At 55.8% G+C, this 25,565-nt stretch carries 32 protein-coding genes, 2 tRNA genes and 3 pseudogenes; 24 read left to right on the top strand and 13 right to left on the bottom strand.

The features are described from left to right. Positions 1–8 precede the first annotated feature (8 nt). From EL199_RS05125 to EL199_RS05110, 4 genes are all read left to right on the top strand, one after another. Positions 9–425 (top strand): phage tail protein, encoded by a 417-nt coding sequence (locus EL199_RS05125; RefSeq protein ID WP_232008351.1) that lies wholly within the window; start codon positions 9–11, stop codon positions 423–425. Further along, positions 425–1,393, top strand: coding sequence for a contractile injection system protein, VgrG/Pvc8 family (locus tag EL199_RS05120; RefSeq protein WP_004139388.1), 969 nt, complete (start codon positions 425–427; stop codon positions 1,391–1,393). Before EL199_RS05125 ends, EL199_RS05120 begins: the two co-directional genes overlap by 1 nt. Positions 1,394–1,545: 152 nt before the next feature. Continuing rightward, entirely contained in the window at positions 1,546–1,869 is a 324-nt protein-coding gene (locus EL199_RS05115; RefSeq protein WP_004139386.1) for a hypothetical protein, read from the top strand. A 51-nt stretch (positions 1,870–1,920) separates the two neighbouring features. Further along, positions 1,921–2,373, top strand: coding sequence for a hypothetical protein (locus EL199_RS05110; RefSeq protein WP_004139384.1), 453 nt, complete (start codon positions 1,921–1,923; stop codon positions 2,371–2,373). Positions 2,374–2,553: 180 nt separating this feature from the next. On the opposite strand, the gene EL199_RS05100 is transcribed toward EL199_RS05110, so the two are convergent. Genes EL199_RS05100 through EL199_RS05080 form a run of 5 tightly spaced genes read right to left on the bottom strand, consistent with a single transcriptional unit; the run spans position 2,554 to position 5,208 of the window. Beyond that, positions 2,554–3,018 (bottom strand): hypothetical protein, encoded by a 465-nt coding sequence (locus EL199_RS05100; RefSeq protein WP_004139383.1) that lies wholly within the window; start codon positions 3,016–3,018, stop codon positions 2,554–2,556. 19 nt (positions 3,019–3,037) lie between these two features. Further along, positions 3,038–3,421 carry an excalibur calcium-binding domain-containing protein gene (locus EL199_RS05095; protein WP_081447790.1) on the bottom strand — a complete coding sequence of 128 codons (384 nt, stop codon included), beginning with the start codon at positions 3,419–3,421 and terminating at the stop codon, positions 3,038–3,040. 9 nt (positions 3,422–3,430) lie between these two features. Further along, positions 3,431–4,090 (bottom strand): thermonuclease family protein, encoded by a 660-nt coding sequence (locus EL199_RS05090; protein ID WP_004139381.1) that lies wholly within the window; start codon positions 4,088–4,090, stop codon positions 3,431–3,433. Positions 4,091–4,092: 2 nt separating this feature from the next. Next, positions 4,093–4,563 (bottom strand): hypothetical protein, encoded by a 471-nt coding sequence (locus EL199_RS05085; protein ID WP_040354463.1) that lies wholly within the window; start codon positions 4,561–4,563, stop codon positions 4,093–4,095. A gap of 9 nt (positions 4,564–4,572) precedes the next feature. Then, positions 4,573–5,208 (bottom strand): XRE family transcriptional regulator, encoded by a 636-nt coding sequence (locus EL199_RS05080; protein ID WP_004139379.1) that lies wholly within the window; start codon positions 5,206–5,208, stop codon positions 4,573–4,575. A gap of 201 nt (positions 5,209–5,409) precedes the next feature. Between EL199_RS05080 and EL199_RS05075 the strand changes: the two genes are divergently transcribed. The 13 genes and pseudogenes from EL199_RS05075 (at position 5,410) to EL199_RS05020 (ending at position 12,171) form a co-directional block, all read left to right on the top strand. Further along, the gene (locus tag EL199_RS05075; RefSeq protein ID WP_004139378.1) at positions 5,410–5,589 is read left to right on the top strand and encodes a hypothetical protein; all 180 of its coding nucleotides are present in this window, start codon (positions 5,410–5,412) and stop codon (positions 5,587–5,589) included. Continuing rightward, entirely contained in the window at positions 5,586–5,891 is a 306-nt protein-coding gene (locus tag EL199_RS05070; RefSeq protein ID WP_004139376.1) for a hypothetical protein, read from the top strand. Before EL199_RS05075 ends, EL199_RS05070 begins: the two co-directional genes overlap by 4 nt. Next, positions 5,888–6,154 carry a hypothetical protein gene (locus tag EL199_RS05065; protein ID WP_004139375.1) on the top strand — a complete coding sequence of 89 codons (267 nt, stop codon included), beginning with the start codon at positions 5,888–5,890 and terminating at the stop codon, positions 6,152–6,154. Before EL199_RS05070 ends, EL199_RS05065 begins: the two co-directional genes overlap by 4 nt. Beyond that, entirely contained in the window at positions 6,147–6,533 is a 387-nt protein-coding gene (locus EL199_RS05060) for a hypothetical protein (RefSeq protein ID WP_040354461.1), read from the top strand. The genes EL199_RS05065 and EL199_RS05060 overlap by 8 nt, the downstream gene beginning before the upstream one ends. Beyond that, positions 6,526–6,681, top strand: a pseudogene (locus EL199_RS13280) (ogr/Delta-like zinc finger family protein); the annotation flags it as partial. The gene EL199_RS05060 and the pseudogene EL199_RS13280, both read left to right, overlap by 8 nt. A 78-nt stretch (positions 6,682–6,759) precedes the next feature. After that, on the top strand, positions 6,760–7,110 hold the full coding sequence (locus EL199_RS13275; protein ID WP_040354458.1) for a hypothetical protein: 351 nt from the start codon (positions 6,760–6,762) through the stop codon (positions 7,108–7,110). A 12-nt stretch (positions 7,111–7,122) separates the two neighbouring features. Further along, positions 7,123–9,801 carry a toprim domain-containing protein gene (locus EL199_RS05050; protein WP_004139371.1) on the top strand — a complete coding sequence of 893 codons (2,679 nt, stop codon included), beginning with the start codon at positions 7,123–7,125 and terminating at the stop codon, positions 9,799–9,801. A 218-nt stretch (positions 9,802–10,019) separates the two neighbouring features. Further along, positions 10,020–10,334 (top strand): hypothetical protein, encoded by a 315-nt coding sequence (locus tag EL199_RS05045; RefSeq protein ID WP_004139369.1) that lies wholly within the window; start codon positions 10,020–10,022, stop codon positions 10,332–10,334. A gap of 17 nt (positions 10,335–10,351) precedes the next feature. Then, positions 10,352–10,594 carry a hypothetical protein gene (locus tag EL199_RS05040; protein ID WP_126316015.1) on the top strand — a complete coding sequence of 81 codons (243 nt, stop codon included), beginning with the start codon at positions 10,352–10,354 and terminating at the stop codon, positions 10,592–10,594. Between the two features lie 148 nt (positions 10,595–10,742). Beyond that, entirely contained in the window at positions 10,743–11,012 is a 270-nt protein-coding gene (locus EL199_RS05035) for a hypothetical protein (protein WP_126316014.1), read from the top strand. A 46-nt stretch (positions 11,013–11,058) separates the two neighbouring features. Next, positions 11,059–11,613 carry a nucleoside triphosphate pyrophosphohydrolase family protein gene (locus EL199_RS05030; RefSeq protein WP_004139365.1) on the top strand — a complete coding sequence of 185 codons (555 nt, stop codon included), beginning with the start codon at positions 11,059–11,061 and terminating at the stop codon, positions 11,611–11,613. Positions 11,614–11,707: 94 nt separating this feature from the next. Beyond that, positions 11,708–11,899, top strand: a complete 192-nt coding sequence (locus EL199_RS05025) for a hypothetical protein (protein WP_004139363.1) — start codon at positions 11,708–11,710, stop codon at positions 11,897–11,899. Further along, the gene (locus EL199_RS05020; RefSeq protein WP_004139361.1) at positions 11,896–12,171 is read left to right on the top strand and encodes a helix-turn-helix transcriptional regulator; all 276 of its coding nucleotides are present in this window, start codon (positions 11,896–11,898) and stop codon (positions 12,169–12,171) included. The genes EL199_RS05025 and EL199_RS05020 overlap by 4 nt, the downstream gene beginning before the upstream one ends. On the opposite strand, the gene EL199_RS05015 is transcribed toward EL199_RS05020, so the two are convergent. The 3 genes from EL199_RS05015 to EL199_RS05005 form a co-directional block, all read right to left on the bottom strand. Beyond that, positions 12,122–13,294: a tyrosine-type recombinase/integrase gene (locus EL199_RS05015; protein ID WP_040354726.1), complete on the bottom strand. Its 1,173-nt coding sequence runs from the start codon at positions 13,292–13,294 to the stop codon at positions 12,122–12,124. The two genes, EL199_RS05020 and EL199_RS05015, sit on opposite strands and share 50 nt — an antisense overlap. 165 nt (positions 13,295–13,459) lie before the next feature. After that, positions 13,460–13,536, bottom strand: a tRNA-Ile gene (locus EL199_RS05010). A 65-nt stretch (positions 13,537–13,601) separates the two neighbouring features. Beyond that, positions 13,602–14,537 (bottom strand): c-type cytochrome, encoded by a 936-nt coding sequence (locus EL199_RS05005; protein WP_050768026.1) that lies wholly within the window; start codon positions 14,535–14,537, stop codon positions 13,602–13,604. Between the two features lie 153 nt (positions 14,538–14,690). Here EL199_RS05005 and EL199_RS05000 point away from each other — a divergent pair, with 153 nt between their 5' ends. Continuing rightward, positions 14,691–15,602 carry an RluA family pseudouridine synthase gene (locus EL199_RS05000; protein WP_232008350.1) on the top strand — a complete coding sequence of 304 codons (912 nt, stop codon included), beginning with the start codon at positions 14,691–14,693 and terminating at the stop codon, positions 15,600–15,602. Then, positions 15,599–16,558, top strand: coding sequence for a signal peptide peptidase SppA (gene sppA, locus EL199_RS04995; RefSeq protein ID WP_004139350.1), 960 nt, complete (start codon positions 15,599–15,601; stop codon positions 16,556–16,558). The genes EL199_RS05000 and sppA overlap by 4 nt, the downstream gene beginning before the upstream one ends. On the opposite strand, the gene EL199_RS04990 is transcribed toward sppA, so the two are convergent. Then, positions 16,496–17,092 (bottom strand): Maf family protein, encoded by a 597-nt coding sequence (locus EL199_RS04990; RefSeq protein ID WP_040354452.1) that lies wholly within the window; start codon positions 17,090–17,092, stop codon positions 16,496–16,498. The two genes, sppA and EL199_RS04990, sit on opposite strands and share 63 nt — an antisense overlap. Positions 17,093–17,131: 39 nt before the next feature. Between EL199_RS04990 and EL199_RS04985 the strand changes: the two genes are divergently transcribed. Next, a complete protein-coding gene (locus EL199_RS04985; RefSeq protein WP_081447789.1) occupies positions 17,132–18,055 on the top strand; it encodes a lysophospholipid acyltransferase family protein in 924 nt (307 codons plus the stop codon). A 12-nt stretch (positions 18,056–18,067) separates the two neighbouring features. Then, positions 18,068–18,829, top strand: coding sequence for a hypothetical protein (locus tag EL199_RS04980; RefSeq protein WP_004139343.1), 762 nt, complete (start codon positions 18,068–18,070; stop codon positions 18,827–18,829). A 69-nt stretch (positions 18,830–18,898) separates the two neighbouring features. On the opposite strand, the gene dcuC is transcribed toward EL199_RS04980, so the two are convergent. The 3 genes from dcuC to EL199_RS04965 form a co-directional block, all read right to left on the bottom strand. Further along, the gene (gene dcuC, locus EL199_RS04975) at positions 18,899–20,269 is read right to left on the bottom strand and encodes an anaerobic C4-dicarboxylate transporter DcuC (RefSeq protein ID WP_004139339.1); all 1,371 of its coding nucleotides are present in this window, start codon (positions 20,267–20,269) and stop codon (positions 18,899–18,901) included. Between the two features lie 404 nt (positions 20,270–20,673). Further along, positions 20,674–21,915, bottom strand: coding sequence for a peptidase T (gene pepT, locus EL199_RS04970; RefSeq protein WP_040354719.1), 1,242 nt, complete (start codon positions 21,913–21,915; stop codon positions 20,674–20,676). 189 nt (positions 21,916–22,104) lie between these two features. Continuing rightward, a tRNA-Thr gene (locus tag EL199_RS04965) sits at positions 22,105–22,180 on the bottom strand. A gap of 376 nt (positions 22,181–22,556) precedes the next feature. Between EL199_RS04965 and EL199_RS13640 the strand changes: the two are divergent. Beyond that, positions 22,557–22,634: pseudogene (locus tag EL199_RS13640) on the top strand (hypothetical protein); the annotation flags it as partial. A 338-nt stretch (positions 22,635–22,972) separates the two neighbouring features. Then, positions 22,973–23,167 (top strand): annotated as a pseudogene (locus tag EL199_RS13265) (transposase); the annotation flags it as partial. 256 nt (positions 23,168–23,423) lie between these two features. On the opposite strand, the gene EL199_RS04955 reads toward EL199_RS13265, so the two are convergent. Then, entirely contained in the window at positions 23,424–24,389 is a 966-nt protein-coding gene (locus EL199_RS04955; protein ID WP_004139334.1) for a TIGR03571 family LLM class oxidoreductase, read from the bottom strand. Positions 24,390–24,568: 179 nt separating this feature from the next. On the opposite strand from EL199_RS04955, the gene EL199_RS04950 reads away from it, so the two are divergent. Next, positions 24,569–25,468: a LysR family transcriptional regulator gene (locus EL199_RS04950; protein WP_004139333.1), complete on the top strand. Its 900-nt coding sequence runs from the start codon at positions 24,569–24,571 to the stop codon at positions 25,466–25,468. Positions 25,469–25,565: the final 97 nt, after the last annotated feature.

The following is a 25,565-nucleotide window of genomic DNA, read 5'->3' as shown; positions in this document are numbered from 1 at the left end:
GTTTGGGTATGTTCGTTTTTGCCGTCCAGTCGGCACCCATCGACAGCATCCAGCGCGCCACGCAATGGCGCTGGCCTGCCAATAACCGCACCGGCGGCGAGCCGGCCTACCAGTACGTCGGCCGCGGCGAAGACCAAATAACCCTGTCCGGCGTCCTTGCCCCGGAGTACACCGGCGGCCCGGCCAACATCACCATGCTGCGCGAAATGGCCGGACGCGGCGAGCCTTACCTGCTGATGCACGGCACCGGCGCAGTCATGGGTTACTGGCTCATCGACAGCCTCAATGAGACATCCAGCGTCCTCATGCCCGACGGACAGGCGCTCAAAATCGAATTTACCCTGTCGCTCAAGCGCTACGACGGCCGCCACGCCCCGTTCGGCCGCCTGTCGCCGCTGCTGCAACTCATCACGAGGCTGTTCTGATGACGCCCGTCTATACCCTCATCCTCGAAGGCAAACCGCTCGAACTCCACGGTCGCCTGCTGTCGCTCACCGTCGCCGACAAAAGCGGCATGGAGGTGGACGAGCTGACGATAGACATCGACGACAGCGACGGCCAAGTCGAACTGCCGAGCAAGGGGAAAAAAATCACCGCCATTTTCGGTTACAAGGGCATGGAGCAAAACCGGGGCGAGTACATCGTTGACGAAATCAGCCATCAGGGGCCGCCAGACGTCATCACCATTCGCGCCCGCTCGGCGGATTTTCGCCAGACGCTGCTGGAGGAACGCGAAACCAGCTACCACGCCACCACCCTCGGTGACATCATCGGTACCATCGCCAAACGCCACGGGCTGATTCCGGCAGTTGCGCCCGACCTCGCCGGTATTGCCATCCCGCATATTGACCAGACCAATGAGAGCGACGCCCACCTTGTAACCCGGCTGGCGCAGGAGCATGACGCCGTCGGCACGGTCAAGGACGGCCGGCTCATATTCACGGTGCGCGCTTCCGGCAAAAACAGCGGCGGCAACGAGCTGCCAACGGCCATCATCGAGCGCCGTGACGGCGACAGCCACAGCTACAACGACGCCGACCGCGACGACCGTGTAACCGGCGTCATAGCCTACTGGCACGACAAAAAGGGCGCCAAACGCAAAAAAGCCGAAATCGGCAAAGACGGCTACCGCCGACACCTCAAACACACTTACAACAGCGAGGCGGAGGCAAAGAAGGCAGCCGAGGCGGAAATGAAGCGCATCAAAACCCGCGCCCGCACCCTCTCGCTGAACCTAGCCTTTGGCCGCGCCGAGCTGTTCGCCGAACAACCGCTCAAAGTCGAGGGATTCAAGCCGCAGATTGATGCGGTACGGTGGTTCATCAAGGAGATTACGCACACCCTCGGCGACAACGGTTACACCGTGCAAATCAGCTGCGCAGAAATGTTTTAATAAAATTATGTGGTTATAAAAATAATAGGGGTGTGATGCAAAAAATACTCGCGCCGATTACTGTAACACAGTAAAATTCAACCCATCGAAAGACACGCCGCAGCCTCTCGATATTTGATTAACCAGCGGCACGAAAACTCAAGGAAAATACCATGAACGCAAATGTAAAAGTAACCAGCATCCCGACCAAATTCGACATTTGGGAAACTGAATACGTTGTCAATGACCACGGCGACCGTATTGTAATTGAATACCCATGCGCCAAGACAGAACCTCACAGCGGTGGAAATTCATGGACGCTCGGTAGCAAAAAAGAAACCATCACCGACCCGAATACAATGGCACTGGTTCGCAAAATGGCCGAAGCAGGTACCCCGTATCTGACCGTAAAAGCAGACGGAAGCATCTTTGACGCTAATATGGTTTGGTCAGGAGCTCTTACTGGCTACGGTTGGAAACCCGAACAGTTTGAATAATCAACCTTCCCCCTGCCGCCTTTCGGCGGCGGGGCCGTAACAGGCGGCAGTGTGTATCTCTATCATATCAATATCACTACTGGTGAAAGCTATCGCACCCGCGAGGCAGACGGCATAGTCGTTGCTCGCCTGAAAGATTGGCTGCAAGAACCCCGTACACCGCTACCATTGAACGATGAATATATCTGTACCTTACAACAGCGACAGCGCAAACTGCTGGACGTTATCGTGAAACGACAGGGGAAGGATGTCCGCCGCATCGTTGTTTGCACACATAGTCGATATAAAGCAACAGCATGGGGCATTATCGCCGACGGTGGCAAAGCGCCGACCGCGCCCTTTGCAGCTTGCCGTATATTGGCCGAGTCTGGCGACACGCTGGCGCTGGATAATTTCGAGCGCGACCTTGCGCACGCATTTTTTGAGCGGCAAAAACCCCATGAGTTACTGCAAAACCCCACGAGCCAAAGCGCAGCGCGCACAAACCGCGAAAGCGGCGCATGACAAAATCCTGAAAAACGGTGGTATCCGTTTGAGCGCTATCCTCGAAGCACCCTATGCACAACAATTTGAAGCCTTATCTAATGAAAAAGGAAGTAAAAAGGCTGCGTTATTGCACCTACTGGATTATTACCAGCGCGGGCAAAAACAATAAAAAGAAAACCGCCAATAAGGCGGCTTTCTTTATTTAATCTTTTTTTTCTTCCGCCAGTTTTTCAATGCTGCGATAGAATTAGGATGGATATTGACGGGCTTCCCTCGCTTGGTTGCAGACATCTTTGCGCGGGAGAACTGGCTTCTGGCATGTTCACGAGCATTTTCCGCTATTTCTGGGGTAATTTTCTGGGCAAAAAGTTCCCTGTAAAGACGTTGCGTTCCGTCGTTATTTTGTCGATTCACACCGAGTAAGCGTCGCCATTTAGCGACCGTCGTCGCCCCAACATCAAACCAGTCACAAACGTCTTTCGCTGCCTCGATTTTTACGGCCTCAACCAAATCGCCGCATAAAATCAGCGAATGCGAGCTGCGGCTTTTGCGATACGGCCATGAGATTTTGGCATCGGTGAATCCACCAACCTGCACACGCCCGTAAATTTCATCATCAAGCCAGCTCCCAATACGGCAGGCGGGTGGTCGATAGTCTTTCATTTCCTGATGCGTATCTGAATTATCCACCGGGGCAAATCGTTTCGCACGGCACGCCATCGCCGTCACGGTCAAGCCGCCTCAATCCGCAATGTTTGAGCAAATAGCGCGCCTCTTCGCACGAACTGATATTACTGCACCTCTTGCCGCTGCCGCAGCTGTATTTCTTCGCACCGGATTTCTGCGGTTTCGTAGCACGATGGTTATATCCCGTATCTGCCGCATCGGTCGCGCCATACACAGGCAAGGATTGCGGCAACAGCGTGATTTCTCCCGGAGCGGGGCGCTGCGCCTGCAACGCCACGGTTTGCGGTCGGCTGGGTGCATCCGAGTACAGTCCATTCAGATTCTCGCAACCTGCGAGGACGATCAGGCAGACGCACCATTTGGGTATTTTCCAAAACATATTTTTCTTTTATTTACAAATGGATTCACAAGGAATGCCGTCGCCATCCCGATCGAGACGACTTAGGCCACATTGTTGCAAGTAAAACTTGGCCTCGGCGCATGACGCCATTTGCTTGCAGTAGCGCTTGCTGCCGCAGGCAACATCCGCTTGAGTGGCCTGCTGTGCCTTGACCGCTTTAACCTGCTCCTGTACGTCCTTTTGCCCGTGCCGCCAATCGCTCGGCTTCACAATTTGCGCCTCTGGCAATGACCACAGCCCTGCTCCTTTGCTTTTCGCCGCCTCTTGTAACGGCGGCAGGTCAGCGCGTGCGTTGTACTGCTCATAGACCCACGCATGACCGGTCGCAACTAAATCGGCATTGACGTCAGCCCCATCCACGATAACGGTGCAGACGTCACGCCCGTATTTGTCTTTTTCGCGGCAATCTGCGATTACTGTTTTTCCGGCGACCAGCGACCGCAGGCGTTGCTTCGCACGGTTGCCATACGGTTGCCCAGATTCCGGGGCGTCAATATCGGCGAGCCGAATTTTGTGTTGGGCATTTGTCGCATCAAGGATGGTCAGCGTATCGCCATCGGCTACACCAACAACCTTGCCGGTGATTTCGTAGGCGAGTGCATTACCGACAAACAATATGAACAAAAATGTAAAGATTTGCCTTTTCATGATTAGACAAAATATTTTTCTTTGAAGCGTGTAGATTCATGTTCCCATTTAGTACGTGCGGCTTCTAATTTCCCTTTATTCTTATGGTTGGATTTGCGTTCATACTGAAGCTCTGCCTGCTGGCAACGACGAAAACAATGAAACATTTTTTTTCTGTCTTCTCTTTCTTCAATGGTACTAGCAGCGGCCACCCATTGACGCGCACGTTTTTCAGACATGAAAATTCCACACACGTATGCGCAAACTTTGAAAATAAGCCCAAGCTCTGCCAAAGCAAATACTAATGCAACCACCATTAAATATATATTAAAAGAGGTTATTCCATACAAACTTATTCCTAATACTACTGACAGCATCGCTATGATTCCTAAATAAAAACCAATCATCATTAGGAATAATTTTTTAACAAATCTATCATCATAAGTTTTCATTGTTTCTTCAAATATATATTTTGAATCTAATCCTTTACTCATTTCTTCTCCTCAAAACTTAGAAAAATTCCATGCCCCAACAACCAGCGCAATAATACGAAAATCGTCAGGTTCTAAAATATCAAATGATTCATAATATTTATTATCAGATATGGCTTTATATCCCCCCCTCGGCTTCCGTTGTAAACGTTTGATATACACTTCACCAAATAATTGAAACAAATAAATAGCATCCTGCTGAAAATTTGTAACGCCAATATCTACCAAAAGCGGTGTGTTGTCAGAAAAGGTCGGAGCCATACTGTCCCCACGACCATGAATAATGCGCAGATTATCCGCTTTTGAATACGTCCCCATCGTGCGATCAATCCAGTCTTTTGAGACGGTGATGTACTCAAGCACATCATCATGTGCAAGCGCCCCATCAATACCGCTCCCCATACTACCGCGCGCGCTCATTTTGGGGATGCGAACATAACCTTCTGGGATTTTTGTGGTTCCCGTTAATAGATACAGTACGTCATATCCGGCATCATGCAAACGCTGGAGATAGTCAATATCAGGTTTTCTTAACCCTTTCTCATAGTTACGTTGTGCGGAAACGGCAACACCCATTTGGGCCGCAAAATCGCCCTGTGTTATACCAGACCCCTCTACTATTTTTCTCAATCTTTCATGACGTTGCATAATTTGTGGCGATTCATGATTTACTTCCGCCTCGTTTGAGGCGTATAGTTAGCACAACACTAAGCGAGCCGCTTAGTTACACAAGGCGGAGAGCAACCCCAAGTCGCCAAACTATCCGGTTGCTCTCCTATCCCCCCAACAAGTCAGGAGGCTTATGGCTTCGTCACGCTTACGCTTAGACTTAGCCGTCTGTAATGATACATGAACATCAAACCGCCCGAAACCCGCAAAGACAAGCCGGTTCTTGTCCGGCTATCCCAACAAGACCGCCAGCGGCTGCAACGTGCCGCACGCAAGTTGAATCTGCCAATGGCAACCATCGCCTACCAGTGCGTCAAGCAATACCTTGACGCCGAGTTTGGCAAAGGCGGTCAGTCATGACCATCAAACCTTTTCGCAACTCGCCTTCCCTGTTGCAATCCCATTTGTGCGCCATCCCCGTCCCTGCAATCCGTGATGCGCTCTCCCTCGACGACAGCGGCGTCAGCCGTATCAAAACCGGCGAACGCAAGCTCACGTTCGATGAGTTCTGCGCCATCATCGCTCTGCCAAGCGCTACCCATCCGCAAGGGCTGGCTCTCGCCCCGGCCAAAGCCATCATCATCGGCCCCGAACTGTTCAAGGCGCTGGTCAATCTTGCAGGCGACAGCATCAATATGATGCGCGAGGACGGTGCCGCATGAGACAGCCGACCATCCGCTACTACCGCGACCCGCACGCGACACGCCTTGATGCTATCCGCAACGTCTGCGAAATCCTCGCCTGCCTCGCTTTTATGGCCTTTTTCGCTGTGATGTTTGTCAAAGGACTGGTTGAAGATGACCCGTTCTACCGCACCGACAACGACGCGCACTATCAGCGCATCGCCGACCTCTGCCCTAATTTGAGCGGGCAAGACCAGATTGATTGCTACACATGGCTGCGCAAGGGAGGACGTCATGATTAAAGGGAATCCTGAAAATAAATGCTTCCATCGGCCACTGGAATTTATATTGCCGCCGTCCCTTTCTGAATTTAGTGAGATGGTGGACTCGTTACAAGCTTCATTCAAGTCACGTGCATACAATTGGGCCTGTTCTTTCTACGGAATAGATTTTGATTACTTCACAGGGTATATGTATGTCAATTTTACATTAGTCGATGAGAACAGGCCTGCAGCAAACAGCGCATTTTATCCTATAGATATTCGCATAATCGACGGAAGAATTTATGTCGAATATCCTCCAAAATGGTACAAAGAGGAGGAAGTTAAATCGATAATTGAGGTGTTTACTGCCTGCATTGATACGGTACAACAGAAAGTAAAGGCGGCGCGGCATGAGTAAAAAAAAGCACTATTTTTTAGGGCATTTCCCATGCCCTGCCTGCCGCGCGCCAGTGCGTATCCGCACCAGCCATCAGGTGCTGGATGGACTACGCGAGCAGTACGGAAACTGCACGAATCCGTACTGCGGTGCCAGTTATGTTCTGCGTACCGAGGTAGCGAATTTGCTGTCTCCACCGTCAGCGTTATTCGCTGACAACGTCAAGGCAATCCCCGTATGCAATGACGTGAGCGCGCTGCTCGCCGGTATGGTACGCGAGTATGTATCCCGCCCGTGGCAGGGCATTTTGTCGCGCGATGACAAAATCAACGCCTGCCGCGAATACCTGCAAGGTGTGGTCGATATTGATGACCGCCGCGCCGAGCTGCTCGCCGCTCACGCCATCGCCGAACAGGAATCTGCTGACGTCGCCGCCAACTGGTCGCTTGCGCTGGATGAGAGTACATCCGTCTGCGTCATCCTCAAAAACGGCGTGCAACGCTACGCCATCTCGCTCAAAGAGTTGGCCGGATTCGCCGAGGCACGCCGCGCTGCGCTGGAAGACGGGCGCGATACCCTACAAACCCGCCTGCTGTAACGGGAGACACCCATGTCTGAAATGTCGCCCGAACTGCGCGGGCGGGTGCTACCGCGCATCCTTGCCGACTACGGCTTTAAGCCAAGCGCCGACAAGAAATGGCTCAACCAAGGCAAATGCCCCGCCTGCGGCAAAAGGGAGCTGTTCACCTCAGCGGAAAATCCGTGGGTATTGCGCTGTGGCCGCGCCAACAAATGCGGCCAAGAATTCAGCGTCCGCGACCTCTACCCGGAAGAATTCCGCGATTTCACAAAACGCTTTGAGGCGACGCCGCAAAACCCGACTGCCACCGCTGACGCCTACATGCGCGAAGCGCGTGGTTTGAGCGTCATGCGCATGAAAGGCTACTACACCCAAGAGAAATGGTGGAGTAGTCAAGCGAATGGCGGCACGGCGACCGTGCGGTTTTACTTGCCAAACAGCACATCTTACATGGAGCGCTTTGTCGACCCGGTAGAGGTGGTCAAATCAGACGGCAGCCGCGAAGTGCGCAAGCAGAATTTCGGTGGCCCGCACGCCGGCCTGTGGTGGTGTCCGCCGGATATCGCCCTGCAAGCGGGCGACGAGGTATGGATCACCGAGGGGATCATCGATGCAATCTCTCTGTGGCAAAACGGCGTCAAGGCCGTCGCCATCCTCTCCTGCGGCAATTACCCGACGCACGCGCTGACGCAAACACCCGACGGCAAAAACATCCATTGGGTGTGGGCGCTGGACAATGACAGAGCGGGCAAAAACGCCATCCGCAAACACGTCGCCCGGATGCGCAAAGACGGCTACGAGTGCAGCGCGGCCATCGCCCCGGCAAAAAGCAAATGCGACTGGAATGACCTGCACCGCCTCGAAAAGCTCAAAGCGGAAGACCTCACCGAATACCGCTACCACGGCGCGCTGCTGATTGCGGCCACGGTCGAGGAAAAGGCGGGGCGGATTTTCGCGCATACCAAAACGCATAGTTTTGTCATCGACCACAACAATCAAACCTACTGGTGGGAGATTGACCCCAAAGAATTTGAGCGCATGGTCGATGAGGGCGAGTACATAGGGGCAAAATCTGAAGAGGATGCCAACCGCATGGTTGCCGAGAAAGCAGGAAAGGTACGCATGATTTGCAACACCCGCATTGAATTTCTCTATTTCCAATTCAATGAGACCTTGCAAGAAAGCAAGTTTTTTGGCCGCGTGCATTTCCCGGATGGGCGCACACCGATCAATGTCATTTTCTCAAATGGGCAAATAACCACATCGAGCGAATTCAAAAAACAACTTGCCTCGGCGCAAGGGGCATGGTGGCAAGGCGATGCAAAGCATTTGGACTGGATTGGCAGCCGCTGGCTGCGCAATCTGAAAACCGTGGAAGCAATCGACCACCTCGGCTACAGCCGCGAGCATGGTTGCTATATCTACCCAAAAGTGGCGGTTTGCAATGGTCGCATCCATGAAATTAACGACGAGGATTATTTCGACCTGCCGAAAAAGACGATTAAATCGCTATTTCGCGGGGCAAACATGACGCTGGAAACCACCAGCGAACATTATTACAAAGAATGGGCGCAACTGGTATGGCGCGCATTTGGCACCAACGGCATGATTGCCGCCGTGTATTGGTTTGGATCAATGTTTGCCGAGCAAATTCGCCATGTGCAGTCATCGTTTCCCTTTCTGGAAATTATCGGCGAACCGGGCAGCGGTAAAACCTCGCTGATTGAATTTATCTGGAAACTCTTTGGCCGCGAAGACTATGAGGGCATCGACCCAAACAAAAACAGTTTGGTCGGCAACCAGCGCAGCATGATGCAATACGGCAATTTGCCGGTGGTATTTATCGAGGCTGACCGCGCCGAAGGCTCGCACGCCAAGCGCTTTGATTGGGACGAGACCAAGGGATATTACAACGGGCGCGGCACCCGTGTGCGCGGCCAGCGTAATGCAGGCGTCGAAACACATGAGCCGCCCTTCCGTGGCACGCTGGTCATCGCACAAAACGAACCGGTCAATGCCAGCGACGCGGTGCTGGAGCGTATCGTGCAACTGCGCTTTACCAAAGCCGGACACAACGACGACTCTAAAGCGGCGACCGATGAAATGCAACGCATGAGCGCCGAGCAATTGAGCTATTTCACGTTGCTCGCCGCCATCCATGAAAAACAGGTCGTCGATTACGTCCTCGAAAAAACCGGCAAGTATCAGGAAATGCTTTTGAAAGTGGATGGCATTGACCACGCGCGTCTGGCGAAAAACCATGCGCAACTCATCGCCCTTGCCGAGAAATTCGCCGAATTGGTCGGCTTGAGCGACGACCAGAAAAAGCAAACCTGCGCGGCCATTAAAGAGGCCTGTATTGCACGGCAAAGCACCATCGCAGCCGATCATCCGATGGTCGCGGAATTCTGGGAGGCATTCGATTTCCTTGATGACAAATACGACGAATTCGGCAACCGCACGCCTGCATTGAATCACAGTCGCGAACCTACCGAAATCGCCGTAAACCTGAATGAGTTTGTTGAAAAAGCGGCCAATGCTAGACAACAAATACCGCCGCTGACAGATTTGAAGCGTCACCTGAAAACCTCGAAACATCGCAAATTCATCGAATCGAGCCGGGTTGTTTCATCCGCTATCACTTATCGCGCGACGCGCTGCTGGATATTCAAACGCTCCCGCGCGGAAATCATTAACCAACAGAAATAGGAGAACTGACAATAAAAGTAATAAACCACACACCGCGAAACCCCAAACCCAACCGTCACGGAAATCGTGACAGTTGCCCCAAAAACCTCAATCCACAACCGGAGACAACCCATGAAAGACTACACCGACGTCGTTTGCGAAAGCGCCAGCCCACATCCAAAAACGTCGGGCATCGGCGCTGGGTGGCGCGGAAAGAGAAAAAATAAAGGAGAAAAACCATGACGCATTATCGCTATTTTGTTTACGACCCCGAAAACGGCTGCGAGTTTTTCGCCACGGAAAAAGAGGCGCTGGACTACGCCGAAGAAGTGCTTGATGCATACCGAGAAGTTGCATATGACGACGGCTGGGATGAAAGCACTGAACAAATCGTCGTAGGAACAATCACCCACCAGGTCGAAAAATGTAATGTGGTGACAAAAAAAGGGACGTTGGATGATGATGGCTATGACGAAAACGGCGTGTATTGGGGAAGTTTAGAATCAGATGAAATGCATGACTATCAATTAGTAAGAATCGGAGCGCAACGGTGAAATCCGCCGCAAAGAAAATGACAGAAAAAACAGAGTACGAAAAAGCCTGCGACCGCATCAAGGCCAACGCGCAGAAAGTGGACATCATCGCCGAGCGCGAAGCCTTTGAGGCATGGCAGAAACAATGCGGACTGCTACCCATAGACCCGCGCCACCACGACCCTGAGACCGGCTACCGGGACACCATTACCGGACGCAACCTCGACCGCTGGGATGCGTGGCTGGCGCGGGCGGTGGCAGGGGAAACCGACGGGGAATAACTCACACCCCATACCCGCGAGAGGGAGGACGAGCGGCAAGTGTCCGTAATAACTGCCGCAGCGTTTGCCGAGTTTATACCTCGCCCGGTGAAAACGCCGACTTGCCGCCGTAAGCGGCAACCTTTGAACAAACAAACCGGAGATAAATATGGAACTCATAAAATATGCCCAATATAGAACAGTAGAATACTTCGGAGAAGAACTGGATATACCTAAGCATCATTGCTATGTTGCAACTGATGCAATCGGAGAGGTATTCAGCTTTTACAACCGACCATACTGCAAAGACGGAGAATGGGTACATGATGATGAGGAAACCGTGCACAGCGTGCAATACATTGCGCAATTTAGTCTGCAAGAATATAGCGCAGAAGATACTTTAGCCCAATATCCAATAATAACATTGAGTGTAATATGAACCTCAGTAGCTTAGGGAATGCGGTAGCGATGGCAGGAGAGAAACGATGAAACGATACATTTTTAAAGGGGGTCCCGATGATATTTTCGGAGAAAGTAATATTACCAATATTGATGGAGTATCAAGAGGCCGAGCGATAGCGTCTACCGAATTACAGGAGCAAATAATGAAACAAACAGACATCATTAAAAATATTGAAAACTGGTTCCGTACAGCAGTTCCTTCACCTGGAATCTTCGATCAGAATGTGCAGGCAAGCTGCGTTATAGAAGAAATAATGGAGTTTGTTGTACATCTTGGATATGACAACAAAACACCCCTATATAGCCTAAAGAACCAGTTGAGAAGTGGGGCAACCCGAATACAAATAACCGATGCGGCTGCAACATTAGATGATTTGTGCGACGTGATTATCACCTGTATCGGTATGGCTTACGTGCTTGGCTACGATTTACAGGGTGCACTTGCTGAAGTGAATCGCAGCAACTGGAGTAAGTTCGAAAACGGCAAAGCATTACGAGACGGAAACGGGAAAATAATGAAGGGAAAGGATTACTCGCCGCCAAATCTTGCCCAATTCATTAAATTTCAGGGTAAATAACAGTAGCTATGAAAAGAAAAAAAACCATGCACAACAACGAACAACGCAACCGCGCAACCGCAAATGCGGGTTGCGATGAAATGAGAGGCACACCATGAACACACCCAACCCCGGCAGCGATGCCGCAATCGAACAAGGCTGCACCTGCCCCGTGCTGGATAACGCACACGGCAAGGGCATCATGGGAGGAGAAGAACTGGGATTTTGGATAACGGCGGGCTGCCCGCTACATGGGCAAGAAATCAAATCCCCTGAATCCGAGAGATTTACAAAGGAGAGAACATGATAAGAAACATCTCACGCAAAGAGTTTGCCGCGCGGGCAGGATTGAGCTTGCGCACCTTTGACCAAATGATAGCCAACGGACAAGTGCCGACGGGAAGAAAAATCGGCAGCCGCCGCTTTTGGCTTGAGCCGGTAGTTGACGCTTGGATTATCCGCGCTGCAGGGCATCCCTACCCCGCGCCGGAACTACCGGAAGCGTTACAAGCAGAACTTGATGATGCGCTCAAGAACCTGCGCGAAGCCCCTCGAGATAATCAGCCCATGCCTGCATGATTTCTGTCCGCTGCTTGAGATAGAGCGCATGGTTATAAGCAGAAGAGACGCTACTACTATCCCAATGCGCAAGCTGCATATCGATATGTTTATGGTCGTAACCCATCTCATTTAACAACGTTGAAGCCGTGCCACGGAAACCGTGGCCGCACATCTCATCCTGCGTAAATCCCATCGAGCGCAGCGCAGTAACAATCGTACCTTCACTTATCGGGCGTCCCGGACGTAGTCCGGGAAAAACCCGCCCCTTATCTCCACCCAAACGCTGCACATCCATCAAAACCTCAACCGCTTGCCGCGACAACGGCACGATGTGATCGCGGGACATCTTGATTTTCTCTGCGGGGATAACCCATATCTTGCGGTCAATATCGACATCATCCCAAGTCATTGACCGCAACTCCTTCTGCCGGACAAACGTCAGCGACAAAAACTTCATCGCCAGCGTCACCTGCCAAGTGCCATGATAAACATCAATCGCGCGCACTAACTCGGCCAAACGCGCGGGGCGGGTAATACGTGCATGGTTTTTCACCTTTACCGGCTTAATCACACCCTTTAGCGGCTGCGCAGGATTGTAATCTGCCTTGCGCTTGCGGATGGCCAAATCATAAGTTTCGCGCACCAATCCCAACACCCGCCGCGCCATGTGGTTCTTCCCAGCCTCATCAATGGCGACAACCAAATCCTGCAAATCATCCGACGACAGCCTCGGCAGCGGCAAATGCCCGAAGCGTGGCACAACATACTTATACAAACGGCTGCGGCACTTCTCCACATGCTCCGGCACACAGCGACGAGCTTTATCGGCAAGCAAATCATCAATCGCTTCCAAAACCGTATAACCCCCTTCCAGTCTCCGGCGACGCGCGTGCGCCGAATGAGGGTCGGCATCATTATCCAGCATCCCGCGATATTCAAAGACCTTATCGCGCGCGTCCTTGAGGCTCATGCCGGGATACTTGCCCAAAGCCAACTCGCGTCGCTTGCCCAAAAACTGATAACGCATGCGCCACAGCTTCGAGCCGTTCGGTTGGACAAGAAGAAACAGACCGTCGCGGTCGAAGAGCTTATATTTACTAGACTGCGGTTTGGCCGCTTTGATTTTCGCGTCGGAGAGCATGTGGGGGTTCAAAATTGGGCGCTTCATTAAGTACCCCCCATTTTAACCCCTACTTTTTGCGCGTTGCAATGCGTTGCAAAGGGATGCGAGGCGCTGCAAATAATGATACAACCTACTGCTTTATCTAGTATTTTGCAGCATATTGCAGCGCGTCGCTAAAGAATTTGGTAGGCCCGGAGGGACTTGAACCCCCGACCAAGCGATTATGAGTCGCCTGCTCTGACCGACTGAGCTACAGGCCCGGAAATGAGGCGCGCATCATACGCGAATTGCGCTGTCTTGTGAACCGCGATGCGCGCCGCGAGATTTAATGCGCGACGTCTGATTTGTCGAGGAAGAAGACGACGAGGTCATGGAACTGGTCATCATTGACGGTTGAGCCGCCTTTCGGAGGCATGGCGTTAATACCTTTGATGCCTTGTTGTACGAGGCCGTCTAGACCGCCCGCCTTGTCCAGCCGCTCTTTCCAGGCAGCGCTGTCGCCGAGTTTCGGCGCGTTCATCAGGCCAATGGCGTGACAGGTGGCGCAGAGTTTGTCGTATTCGCCTTGCGGATTGAAGTTGGGGTCGCGCGGTGCGGAAGCGCCACCTGCAGCAGCGACTTCGGTTTTGGCTTCTGCGGCGGGCGCTGCGGCGCTGCTGTCGGCAACGGCAGGAGCTTCGATTTTGGCTTCTGTGGCAGGAGCTTCGGTTTTGGCTTCTGCGGCAGGTGCAGCGGCACTGCTGTCACCCGCAGCCGGTGCGGCCGCACCGCTTCCGCCTTGCGGGATATTGGCGTTTTCCAGCAGGTAAACGACGACGTCGTGGAATTGTTCGTCGCTGATGCCTGCGCCGCCTTTGGGCGGCATGCTGCCCAGTCCCTGGATGCCCTGTTTGACCAACGCGTCAAGGCTGCCGTGTTTGTCGAGGCGGGCTTGCCAGGCGGCGGTGTCGCCGAATTTGGGCGCGCCCATCAGCCCGCTGCCGTGGCAGGCGGCGCAGATTTTGTCGTATTCGCCTTTGGCGTCAAAGGCGGGAGCGCTACTACCCGCATCGGCAACGGCAGCACCGCCAGCGGGTGCCGGTGCGCCGACGGTCAGTTGGCCGACCGGCGCGAGGCGCGACGCCTGTAATTCTTTGTCGATGGTGATGCTATCATCTTCGCCGCCCCAGAAGAAGAAGGGCAGGATGAGGAATACCGGCATAAAGAGTGCCGCTATTGTCATGATGATTTTGGTTTTTTGCGGGATGTCGGTTTGCGCCATGATGATGCTCCATTTTCGGAAGTTTTTTAGGAATTTGCGGTGCAAATTATCACAAATGCGCCCAGACGGCGCAAGCATTTGCGCGGTTTATCAGGTACACTTCGCCGCTTTCGCAAGGGGATATTTTTAATGGATGTTTCCAGGGTTCATTTTTTGACGGTCACGGCGGATGACGCCGGGCAACGGCTCGACAATTTTCTGCGCAAACGTTATCCGGCACTGCCGAAAAGCCGCATTTATCAGATGCTGCGCCGCGGCGAGGTGCGGGTGAACAAGAAGCGCGCCAAGCCGGAGTTGCGCGTCGCGGCCGGCGACGAGTTGCGTCTGCCGCCGCTTGCCGACGCCACCCGCCCGCCGCAAGACGTCCCCGCCTTTTGGTGCGAGCGTATCGCGGGCGCCGTTCTTTATGAAGACGACGATTTCCTTATGCTCAACAAGCCTGCGGGCATCGCCGTGCATGGCGGCAGCGAGCAGCCGTATGGCGTGATTGACGCGGTGCGGCAGGTATGGGGCGCGGGTTATGCCGAACTGGCGCACCGCCTCGACCGCGACACGTCCGGCGTGCTGGTACTCGGCAAGAACCGCGCCGCCCTCGCCGGATTTCAGGCGCTGATGCAGGCGGGCGGCGTGGAGAAGCGCTATCTCTGCCTGGTGGATGGCCACTGGAATCCAGCGACGCGCGAGGTGCGGCTGCACCTGGCCAAGGCGCAGTTGCAAGGCGGCGAGCGCATGGTCGTCGGCGCGGCGGACGGTCAGGAAGCGCGCACCCGCTTCCGTCTGCTGCAAACTTTCGCCGACGCCAGTCTGCTGGAAGCGACGCTGGACACCGGCCGCACCCATCAAATTCGCGTTTCGGTACAACACCGCGGGCACGGCATCGCCGGTGATGACAAATACGGCAAACGCGATTTCAACCGCGCCATGCGCAAGCGCGGCTACAAGGGCATGTTCCTCCACGCCGCGCACATCGCCTTCGCCTATGATGCGCGGGCGATTGCCGTGGAAGCGCCCCTGCCCGCGCCTGCCGCGCACCTCTTAACCCTTTTACGACAGGAGATTGTATGAACTTTGACGAAGAACGCGCCCTTGCAACCGTCGCCCACGAAGCCATTGTCGAAATGCGGCGCAAACGCCGCTGGAAAATCTTTTTCCGCATCTTCTGGGCGCTCTACTGGCTGCTCCTCCTCAGCTTCCTTTTCGGCCTGAAAGGCAGCGACCCCAAAAGCGAAGGGGCGAGCTACCGCGGCAAACACCTTGCCGTCGTCAGCGTGCAGGGCATGATCGCATCCGACATGGAAGCCAACGCCGACGACATCATCTCCGGCCTCGAAAAAGCCTTCAAAAACCCGATGGCCGAAGCCGTCATCCTCGACATCAACTCCGGCGGCGGCTCGCCTGTACAATCCGGCGCCGTTTACCGCGCCGTCAAGCGCCTGAAAAGCGAGCGCAGCGACCTGCCGGTGTACGCCGTCATCGCCGACGTCGGCGCATCGGGTGCGTACTACATCGCCGCCTCCGCCGACGAAATCTACGCCGACCCGGCAAGCATCGTCGGCTCCATCGGCGTCATCAGCTACGGCCTTGGCTACCGCGACCTGCTCGGCAAACTCGGCCTGGACGCGCGCGTCTTTACCGCGGGCGAACACAAAAACTTCCTCGCCGGCGACAAACCGCTCGACCCGAACGAAGTCGCGCACATGCAGGCACTCTTGGACAACATGCACGCCCAATTCATCAAAGCCGTGCGCGACGGCCGCGGCGAGCGCCTGAAAGAAACGCCGGAGATGTTCAGCGGCCTCTTCTGGACGGGCGAACAGGCACAGCCGCTCGGCCTCATCGACGCGCTGGGCGACAAAAACACCCTGCGCAACGCCAAATACAAAGACCTCGACTTCGTGGAATACAAACCCGACCGCACCCCGCTGGAAAAACTGCTGCGCGACATGGGTACCGAAGCCTCAGTCGGCCTGCGCAGCGCGCTCAATTTCAGCGAACAAGGCCACACCGTGCTGCTCAAATAACTCGCGCAGCGCAATCAGCGGCAAACCGACCAGGGCATTCGGATCGCGCCCTACGAGCGCGTCAAACAACAGAATGCCCAAACCCTCGGACTTGAAACTGCCCGCACACTGCAGCGGCGATTCCAGCGCCACATACGCGCGAATCTCCGCTTCCGTGAGCGGGCGGAAGCGCACTACAAACGGCTCGACACAAGAAAACACCACATCACCGCGACGCAGGCACAGCCCGGTCAAAAACTGCACCTCGCGCCCGCTGAAACGCGACAACTGCGCCACCGCATTTTCCACCGTATGCGGCTTGCCCAAAACATCACCATCCAGCGTCGCCACCTGATCCGAACCAATCACGAACGACTCCGCGTCCGCCGCCACCGCGCGCGCCTTTGCCACCGCCAGCCGTTCCACCAGCGCCTGCGGCGCCTCACCCGGCAGCCGTGCCTCATCCACCTCGGGACTCACCGCCGCAAACGGCAAAGCCAAATTGCGTAAAATAGCCGCGCGAAACGGCGACGAACTCGCCAAAACCAACTTCATAAAAAACTCCCAAAAACACACATCATAAAGGGAAACACCTTGCCCAGACAGCTCCTCTCCCCCCGCTACCTCGGCCACTGGCTCATCGCCGCCCTGCTCTGGCTGCTCGTCCAACTGCCGCAACCGCTACGCATGACCGTCGGCGGCACCCTCGGCCGCTTGCTCTACCGCCTCATGCCGTACCGCCGCAAAATCAGCGAAACCAACCTGCGCCTCGCCTACCCCGAACTGGATGACGCCGCCCGCGCCCGCCTCCTGCGCGAAAACGCCAAAAGCGTCGGCCGCGGCATCATCGAAACCGGCATGGCGTGGTACCTCAGCGAAGAAAAACTGCGCGCACTCTCCCGCTTTGAGGCTGACCCCGCCTCGCTCGCCCTCTTGCGCGACCCGGCCACGCCAGTCGTCCTCATCGGCTCGCACAGCACCCTGATGGAACTGGGCGTGCGCCTGCTCGGCCTCTACGTGGACGCCGGCGGCATGTACCGCCCACTCAACGACCCCTTCTACCACCACTGGATCAAGCACCACCGCGCCCGCGCCGCGACCGAACTCATCCACTACAAAGACATGCGCCACACCCTGCGCTTCCTCCAGGGCGGCGGCAACCTCTGGTACGCGCTCGACCAGGACATGGGCCCGCGCGTCAGCGTCTTCGCGCCCTTTTTCGGCGTGGCCGCGGCAAGCGTCAACATCCTGCCCAAACTGCGCCAGCGCACCGGCGCGCACTGGATACCGGTGTACATGTGGCGCGAAGCCGACGGCCATTACGTGGTGCGCGTCGCCCCGGAAATAAAGCCCGTCGCGGGCGAGAGCGACACCGACGTCATGCGCCGCGTCAATACCGACTACGAGCGGGAAATCCGTCAACACCCCGAACAATACTACTGGCTGCACCGCCGTTACAAAAACCGCCCGGACGGCAGCCGCTACCCCTACCCGGAAAAACGGCGGAAAAAGCCCTAATCCTGAGCCCTCATGAAAAAAACCCTGCTCCTCCTCGCCCTGACCATCGCCTGCGCCCACGGCGCCAACGACGCCCCCTTTGCCGCGCTGGAATCCGTCAGCGGCGAGCGCTTCGCCGCCGTTGCCAACCGCATCGAATACCAAAACATGATGCTCCTGCCCGAATACGCCGTGACCGCGCGCCACTACTACCTCGCGCCCGGCGACGCCTGGCTGGCGCACGTCCAACAAGGCGACAACGCCGCCCACGCCTGGCAGGGCAAGCGCAAACTCATCACGAGCCGCAGCGCCGACAGCGACCGCATCGAATGGTGGACGGATGACGCCCGCCAGCACGCCGCCGCGCTCATCATGAGCAACGAAGCCGTCGATAACCGCGGCAACCACCTCCTCGCCTGGATAACGCTCTCGCCCGCCCAAGGGCGGCAAGACGCCGAAGCCGTCACCCAGGCGATGCTACAGGCGCTTGCCCAGCGCGACAGCGCGCGCATGGCGGCGCTGCTTTACGTCCCCGCGAAAATCACCAACCACACGCGCTACCGCCACGCCCTGCAACAATGCCTGCGCCCGCACCTGGACGAAATCGGCGACAGCGAAGCGCTGCGCGAAGACGGCCACAGCCGCGCCATCCGCATCCATATGCAGCGCGCTGATGGCACACGCGACGCCACCTTGCCGCTACAGAAAAGTGATGACGGTTACGCCTTCATCCTCGACACCGACGCCTTCAGCCATTGTCAGAAAAAACACCCGCGCCGCTTGCGGCGGCGATAAAGAAAAACCGGCGCGTGTCGCCGGTTTTTTTGTGGGTACGGAACGACCGCTACAGACGGCTTCCGCCGTTTACTGCGGAATAAACAGCATCGTATAAACGACGATGACGACTACCGCGACCAGCGCCGGAACGGCGTTGCGCTTGACCAGCAAGAGCGGTGAAATTTTCGCCGCGCCGGAGACGGCGACCATCACGCCAGAGACGGGCGAGATGACGCGGCCGGTGTTCGAAACCTGCATCATCGGCGCGATGAGGTAGCCGGGGTTGAGGTTCATTTGTTCGGCAAGACGCGGCGCCAGTTCGACGAAAGCGAAGAAGGCGGCGTTGCCCGAACCGGCGGCGACGGCGACGACGAGGGTGATGACGACCAGCGCCAGCATGACGACGTTGGCCGCGCCCGCGCCTTGTACGGAGTCAATCAGCGCCTTGACGAAGCCGATGGTTTCGAGGCCGTGCGCGAAGATACCGGCGGCAACCAGCAGCACGACCACGCCGGAGAAACCTTCCGCCATGCCGCGGTAGCAGACTTCGAGGCCGTCGTAAGTTTTGCGCGCGTCCAGACTGCGCAGGAATTCAATCAGCGCGGTGATGAGGATGGTGAGCACGACCAGCCCGCCCAGTTTGATTTCCGGCATGCGCTCGCCGTTATAAATGAAAAGCCCGATAATCGGCAGGAAGGGCAGGATGAAGTAGTACAGCGGCGCATCGCTTTTCAGCGCAGCGGCTTCGGCGGTTTCCAGCGCTTGAGCCGCGCCTTGTGTCAGCCCTTCGCGGCGGTCGCAGTAGCGTTGCCAGAAGAAATGGGCGATGGCGACGAAGAACAGCGCGACGATGGACATCGGCATGATGGTCTTGAAGCTGAAAGTGATGAGGTCGGCGTTGGCTTTTTCCGCAGCGAGGATGACATCGGCGGCGGTCGGCGCGAGGTTCACCAGCGTGGTCGAGGAGCAGATGGCAGCGGCAGACGGCACGCTGATGCCGAGGCGCACCATGATGGGGAAAAGCGTCGCCATCAGGAAAACGCCGAGCGCGGTCGCCGAGTGAATGGCGAACGACATCAGCGCCGAGAGGATGAAGCCGCCGACGAGCAGCACATAGGGCGAGCGCACATGGCGCAGCGGTTTGTAGAGGACGCGGATGACGACGTCGTTCGCGCCGACGTGCGACATATAGGCGGAAAAACCGATGAGGATCATGATGATCATGCCGAGCGCGCCGCCACGGTTTTCAAAGAGGCCGTAGATGTGGTTGCTGATATCGGCGACCGGATCACCTCCGGGGGTTTTGGTGATGGCGTTGCCCATGGCGTAAGCGATGGCCATGAGGACGATGCCGATGCTGAAAAGCACGCCTTTGGCGTTGTAGCCTTTGATGATGAAGCCACCAGCGGCGATGAGCGCTGCGACGCCAAGGAGAATGCTGAGGTAGGTGCTGTTCATGATGTGTGCCTTGATGTTGAGAGTGTTTTTTGTCGGATTGGAGCGGGCGAGCGCTGCCGGTCAGTAAGCGTGGGGCGGGTTAGGGCATGTTTGCAATTCAATAAACAAGCTCCTCTCTCGCTACGCGAGCAATGCTTGTCCCTCTGGGACAAGCATTGCTCGTCCGTAGGACGAGAGAGGGGGTGGGGTGAGGGCAGCAATCAATTGAAAAACCGGAATTTCGATTCATCAACGACATCGCACATCCCCTCCCCAACCCTCCCCCGGGCCCCATGCAAAATGCGGACGCATTTTGCATGGGGCCCGCCCGCTGCGGGCTTCGCCCTGCAGGAGAGGGGAATGTCTCAAATTGTCAACACGCCCCTAGGCGTAGCCATAACCTTACCTGGTGGCGCTTATATTGATTACGCGCTTACCTCCGCCCTTTCCACGAACGCCTGCGCGATGCCGATGACGACGTTCGCCGCCTGTTCCATCACATCCAGCGAAATAAACTCCAGCGGGCCGTGGAAATTCTCGCCGCCGGTAAAAAGATTCGGCGTCGGCAGCCCCATGAAAGAAAGACGCGCGCCATCAGTACCGCCACGGATGGGCTCAATCACCGGCGTAATACCCTGCGCGCGCATCACAGATTCCGCAATATCAATCAAATAGCGGTGCGGCTCAACCCTCTCGCGCATATTGCGGTAATGCTCATGAATTTCCACCTTGCCGCAACCCTCGCCATAATCGCGCTGCATCGCGCTCATGGTATCGGTCAGCATCTTGCCCCAGGCGGCGAGCTCCTCGCGGGTGAAACTGCGCAGCGCGTAAAGCAGGCGGCATGCTTCCAGCGAGCCTTCGATTTTGCGCAGGAAGATGAAGCCTTCGCGGCCGCTGCTCGTCTCTGGGGTTTTGTGCGCGGGCAGGCGGCTTTGGAATTCGCAGGCACGCGCCCAGCCGTTAATCATGACGTCTTTCGCCGTGCCGGGGTGGACGCTGCGTCCGTAAAGGGTGACGGTCGCCTCGTCGGCGTTGAAGTTTTCGTACTGCAATTCGCCCAGCACGCTGCCGTCCAGGGTGTAGGCGACGTCCGCGCCAAAGGCGGCAACGTCAAAATGATGCGGGCCGCGGCCGATTTCTTCATCTGGCGTAAAAGCGATGCGGATTTTGCCGTGCGCGATTTCCGGGTGCGCCTGCAAGTATTCAACCGCCGACAAGATAATGGCAATGCCGGATTTGTCATCCGCGCCGAGTAGCGTCGTGCCGTCGGTCGTAACCAACGTATGCCCGCGTAATTCACGCAAATGCGGAAACGCCCGCGGCGACAGCGTCAATTCACTGCCGGCAAGGTCGATGACGCCGCCGTCGTAGTTTTCAATCACCTGCGGTCGGACGTTTTCGCCGCTGAAATCCGGCGCGGTATCGACGTGCGCCAGTAGCCCCAGCACCGGTACGGCGCGGTCGGTGGTCGCAGGCAGCGTAGCAAAGAGATAACCCTTGTCGTCCAGCGTAACATCGGCAAGCCCCATTGCGGTGAGCTCATCGCGCAGAAGATGGAGCAAATCCCACTGCTGCGGCGTACTCGGCACAGTGTCGCTTTTCGCATCCGAAGTAGTGTGGATTTTCACATAGCGCAAGAGACGCGCAAGAAGCGGTTCTTTCAGGGAAATAGCCATAATAAAAACCTCGTCATGAAGAAAAATTACGGCGGCAATCATAGCACCTGACGTGAATTTGGCGTGTTTTGGTGCGATATTTTTCTTAGAGCGTCACAAAAAAACACAAAAACGACACCATGACGATAAAAAAACCCCGCCAAAAGGCGGGGCGAAAAAGAATGAAGGAGAAATGCCTGGAGCCGGTGAAGGGACTTGAACCCATGACCTGCGCGTTACGAATGCGCTGCTCTACCAACTGAGCTACACCGGCGAAGCGGGCGCAATCATACACAGCCGCGCGCACCCAATCAAGCCGACCTCCACCTACCTGCAACACATCCCGCGCGCCATTGATGAAGCCGTCACCGCAGGCATACTGCAAGACGTGAGCGCACCATCGAGCCGCGGGGCAACACCGGAAAAAACACATGAACCACTCCCGCACTTGACTCTCCTGCCTTGCCGCTGCGGGCGCGCACAAGAGATCGTCATTAGCCGGAGCATCTTCACCATCAGCGGCGCATAGCAGGTAAACCGCCCCACCGATTAAGACTACGGCGAATTTACAATTCAAGTGCAACAGCCACAAAAAAGACATCCATAAGCGATACTGCAAAAAAACATCAAAACATTGCAGGAGACCAAAAATGGATGCCTACAGTCATATTACGCCCATTGAGCGGGGTTGCATAATGACTTTGTTCAACCAGGGTCATTGCCCCGCCGCTATTGCTACCATGTTGAAGCGCCACAGATGCACCATCTTGCGCGAACTGAAGCGCAATAGCGATGGCGAAAACTACGACGCCAGCAAGGCGCAGGAGAAATACGACAGCAGGCGTAAGCTCTGCCGCCGCAAGCGTAAACTTGATGACCCGGAACTTTTTGCCCTGGTCAAGGAGAGGTTTCTGAAACTGCACTGGTCGCCGGAGCAGATTCAGTACCGCTTGCGCCACGAAGGCCGCCCGCACGCCATCAGCTACGCGACTATCTACCGCGGTATCTACGCCAAGCGTTTCAATGACCTCGACTGGGTGATAAGCGGCAAGCAAAGGCTGCGCCACCGTGGCAACGCGGCACGAACGAGAACACCAACGGCTTGTTGCGTGAATATTTTCCGAAGCATCAGGATATTGCGCAATATCCAGATGATTACATTGAAAAGGCGGTGCTGGCATTGAATAACCGCCCGCGCAAATGTTTGCAGTGGAGGACACCTTATGAAGTGTATTTTGATGAGGTGTTGCACTTGGTTTGACAATTCGCCGGTGCGCATCTTGCAAGACGCAAGCCACACCTTCACCGGCTTCCATCTCTACTACCCCCACCGCAACATCTCGCCCGCCTTGCGTTGTGTGGTGGAGCGGTTGCGGGAGGGATAAAGTGCGGTCGGTTTTACTCGAAATCCTTTACTGGATTTCTCGGCTCTTTGATCCCGTCGGCAGAGCCGACGTTCAAAATGCTTGACCGCATTTTGTGGGGAAGTTTTTCAGGCAGCCTGAAACCCCAAAAGCTCACGCCGCGAAGTGCGGTGCGATGTTTTCGGCGAAGTCTTGGATGGTTTCCAGCGCGCCGCGCCGTGTGGGTTTCAGGTTGACGGTGATGTGCGCCACGCCGTCGGCTTGCTGTTTTTGCCAGAATTCGACGATGCCTTTGGCGCCGCCGCGCAGGTAGATGTTATTGTAGAACTCGGCGGGCGCGTTCGGGTCTTCCAAGAGTTCGACGAAATTCGCCACGCCAAAGGGTTTCCAGGTTTCGCCGTCGCCCAATTCTTTGAGCGTGTTGACGATGTCGCCCAGTTTTTCGGGGGCGATGCCGTACCAAATCCATGCGTCGCTTTCGCGGGCAATCCATTCCAGCTCTTGGCGGGCGCGGCCAATGGCGAGCATCGGCAAACCGTGTGCGGGTTTGGGCACCAAGTCCAAATTGCCGCTGAATCTGCCGTAGTGTTCGCTATTGAATGCGGGGAATTTTTCCTGCGTCAGGCGGCGGATGATTTGCCACGCTTCGCGGTAGCGTTCGGCGCGGTTGTTGAAATCGGAGGCAAAGGCGGGGTATTCGGTGGGACGGTCGCCGCTGGCCAAGCCGAGCAGGAAGCGGCCGCCGCTGATTTGTTCCACCGACGCGGCTTCTTTGGCGGTGAGCACCGGTTCGCGCAGCGGCGACACATAGCCCGCCGAGCCGAGCGCAACGTTTTGGGTGAGCGCGGCGAGATAACCCAGCGTTACCGACGGGTCGTAAATCTGCGCGACATCGCCAAAACTCGGGTCGTAAAACGGCACATCGCGCACCCACAGCGTGGCAATGCCGCTTTGGTCGGCGGCTTTTATCACGGTGGCGAAGTCGTCCATTTCGGGCACGGGGCTGTCGGGATAGCCTTTGAAGGGCGCAATCAGGCCCAATGTGAGTTTGCCCGGTTGGAAAGTGCGGGCGAAACCGCGATGGTTTTGCAGGCGTTCGGGTAATTTCAGCGCAGTCATTTTTTTGCTCCTTGTGATGAGTTTTTGAACGAGATGAAGTATATTTGTTTTATTCGGGAATGTGCTTCCCCAATCTCGGGCAAGAAAACACCAAATGTAGGTCGGGCATTGATGCCCGACGTTTTTAAATTTACCTGTATTTGTCGGGCATAAATGCCCGACCTACGCAAGAAAAATTTATGGAACTCAACAATCTCAACGATATAACGGCCTTTGTTGCCAGCGTCAAAAGCGGCTCGTTTACCGCCGCCGCCAAACAGCTCGGGCTGACCCGCTCCACCATCGGCAAACGCATCGCCCGCCTTGAAGCGCGGTTGAACGTGCGCCTTTTGCAGCGCAATACGCGCAACCTTGCACCTACCGACGAAGGGCGGCTGTTTTACGAACGCTGCACCGCCGTGCTGGAAGAATTGGACAACGCCGAGCAATGCCTCGCCCAACGCAGCATCAAGCCGCAAGGCCGTCTGAAAATCAGCGCGCCGCTGGTGTTGGGCAAAACCATCTTGCCGCCGCTGTTGGCGGATTTTCTCCACCGCTATCCGCAAACCAGCGTCGAACTCTCGCTCACCGACGACTACGCCGACCTGATTTCAGACGGCTACGACCTCGCCCTGCGTAACGGCAATCCGCCCCAATGCGACAGCCTGATCGCCCGCACCGTGGCGCAACAAAAAATGCTCACCTGCGCCGCCCCCGGCTACCTCGTTCAACACGGTACGCCGCAAAGCCCCGACGATTTGGCGCACCACCAATGCCTGCATTTTCTCCACGGCGGCCGCGTCAGCCGCTGGCATTTCCAACAAAAAGGCAAAGAAACCACCTTTCAAGGCAGCGGACGTTTCAGCACCGACAACGGCGAAGCCCTGCTGGAACTCGCGCTGTCCGCATTCGGCATCGTCCAGCTGCCGCATTATCTGGTGCAAGCCGCCCTCGATGCAGGCAGCCTGAAAAGCGTTTTATCCGATTTCCAACCCAAACCCGTGCCCGTGATGGCGGTGTACCCCAGCCGCAAACAGCTCTCGCCCAAAGTGCGGGCGTTGGTGGATATGATGGGGGAAGCGTGGGGGAAGGCCGTCTGAGATGCCGCCGGCCATTCCAAAAAAGCTGCCTGAAAAACAAAAAAGGCCGTCTGAAAACCTAATTCCGGGTCTCATATAAAAATAAATCGATAAGGTC

The sequence above is a fragment of the Cardiobacterium hominis genome, assembly GCF_900637305.1.
GTDB lineage: Bacteria > Pseudomonadota > Gammaproteobacteria > Cardiobacteriales > Cardiobacteriaceae > Cardiobacterium > Cardiobacterium hominis.
This window is presented reverse-complemented; position numbering and strand designations above follow the sequence as displayed.

Coding starts and splice junctions, on each gene's coding strand:
- EL199_RS05125 (WP_232008351.1), top strand. CDS start 9: ATGTTCGTTTTTGCCGTCCAGTCGGCACCCATCGACAGCATCCAGCGC.
- EL199_RS05120 (WP_004139388.1), top strand. CDS start 425: ATGACGCCCGTCTATACCCTCATCCTCGAAGGCAAACCGCTCGAACTC.
- EL199_RS05115 (WP_004139386.1), top strand. CDS start 1,546: ATGAACGCAAATGTAAAAGTAACCAGCATCCCGACCAAATTCGACATT.
- EL199_RS05100 (WP_004139383.1), bottom strand. CDS start 3,018: ATGAAAGACTATCGACCACCCGCCTGCCGTATTGGGAGCTGGCTTGAT.
- EL199_RS05095 (WP_081447790.1), bottom strand. CDS start 3,421: ATGTTTTGGAAAATACCCAAATGGTGCGTCTGCCTGATCGTCCTCGCA.
- EL199_RS05090 (WP_004139381.1), bottom strand. CDS start 4,090: ATGAAAAGGCAAATCTTTACATTTTTGTTCATATTGTTTGTCGGTAAT.
- EL199_RS05085 (WP_040354463.1), bottom strand. CDS start 4,563: ATGAGTAAAGGATTAGATTCAAAATATATATTTGAAGAAACAATGAAA.
- EL199_RS05080 (WP_004139379.1), bottom strand. CDS start 5,208: ATGCAACGTCATGAAAGATTGAGAAAAATAGTAGAGGGGTCTGGTATA.
- EL199_RS05075 (WP_004139378.1), top strand. CDS start 5,410: ATGAACATCAAACCGCCCGAAACCCGCAAAGACAAGCCGGTTCTTGTC.
- EL199_RS05070 (WP_004139376.1), top strand. CDS start 5,586: ATGACCATCAAACCTTTTCGCAACTCGCCTTCCCTGTTGCAATCCCAT.
- EL199_RS05065 (WP_004139375.1), top strand. CDS start 5,888: ATGAGACAGCCGACCATCCGCTACTACCGCGACCCGCACGCGACACGC.
- EL199_RS05060 (WP_040354461.1), top strand. CDS start 6,147: ATGATTAAAGGGAATCCTGAAAATAAATGCTTCCATCGGCCACTGGAA.
- EL199_RS05050 (WP_004139371.1), top strand. CDS start 7,123: ATGTCTGAAATGTCGCCCGAACTGCGCGGGCGGGTGCTACCGCGCATC.
- EL199_RS05045 (WP_004139369.1), top strand. CDS start 10,020: ATGACGCATTATCGCTATTTTGTTTACGACCCCGAAAACGGCTGCGAG.
- EL199_RS05040 (WP_126316015.1), top strand. CDS start 10,352: ATGACAGAAAAAACAGAGTACGAAAAAGCCTGCGACCGCATCAAGGCC.
- EL199_RS05035 (WP_126316014.1), top strand. CDS start 10,743: ATGGAACTCATAAAATATGCCCAATATAGAACAGTAGAATACTTCGGA.
- EL199_RS05030 (WP_004139365.1), top strand. CDS start 11,059: ATGAAACGATACATTTTTAAAGGGGGTCCCGATGATATTTTCGGAGAA.
- EL199_RS05025 (WP_004139363.1), top strand. CDS start 11,708: ATGAACACACCCAACCCCGGCAGCGATGCCGCAATCGAACAAGGCTGC.
- EL199_RS05020 (WP_004139361.1), top strand. CDS start 11,896: ATGATAAGAAACATCTCACGCAAAGAGTTTGCCGCGCGGGCAGGATTG.
- EL199_RS05015 (WP_040354726.1), bottom strand. CDS start 13,294: ATGCTCTCCGACGCGAAAATCAAAGCGGCCAAACCGCAGTCTAGTAAA.
- EL199_RS05005 (WP_050768026.1), bottom strand. CDS start 14,537: ATGGCGCAAACCGACATCCCGCAAAAAACCAAAATCATCATGACAATA.
- sppA (WP_004139350.1), top strand. CDS start 15,599: ATGAACTTTGACGAAGAACGCGCCCTTGCAACCGTCGCCCACGAAGCC.
- EL199_RS04990 (WP_040354452.1), bottom strand. CDS start 17,092: ATGAAGTTGGTTTTGGCGAGTTCGTCGCCGTTTCGCGCGGCTATTTTA.
- EL199_RS04980 (WP_004139343.1), top strand. CDS start 18,068: ATGAAAAAAACCCTGCTCCTCCTCGCCCTGACCATCGCCTGCGCCCAC.
- dcuC (WP_004139339.1), bottom strand. CDS start 20,269: ATGAACAGCACCTACCTCAGCATTCTCCTTGGCGTCGCAGCGCTCATC.
- EL199_RS04955 (WP_004139334.1), bottom strand. CDS start 24,389: ATGACTGCGCTGAAATTACCCGAACGCCTGCAAAACCATCGCGGTTTC.
- EL199_RS04950 (WP_004139333.1), top strand. CDS start 24,569: ATGGAACTCAACAATCTCAACGATATAACGGCCTTTGTTGCCAGCGTC.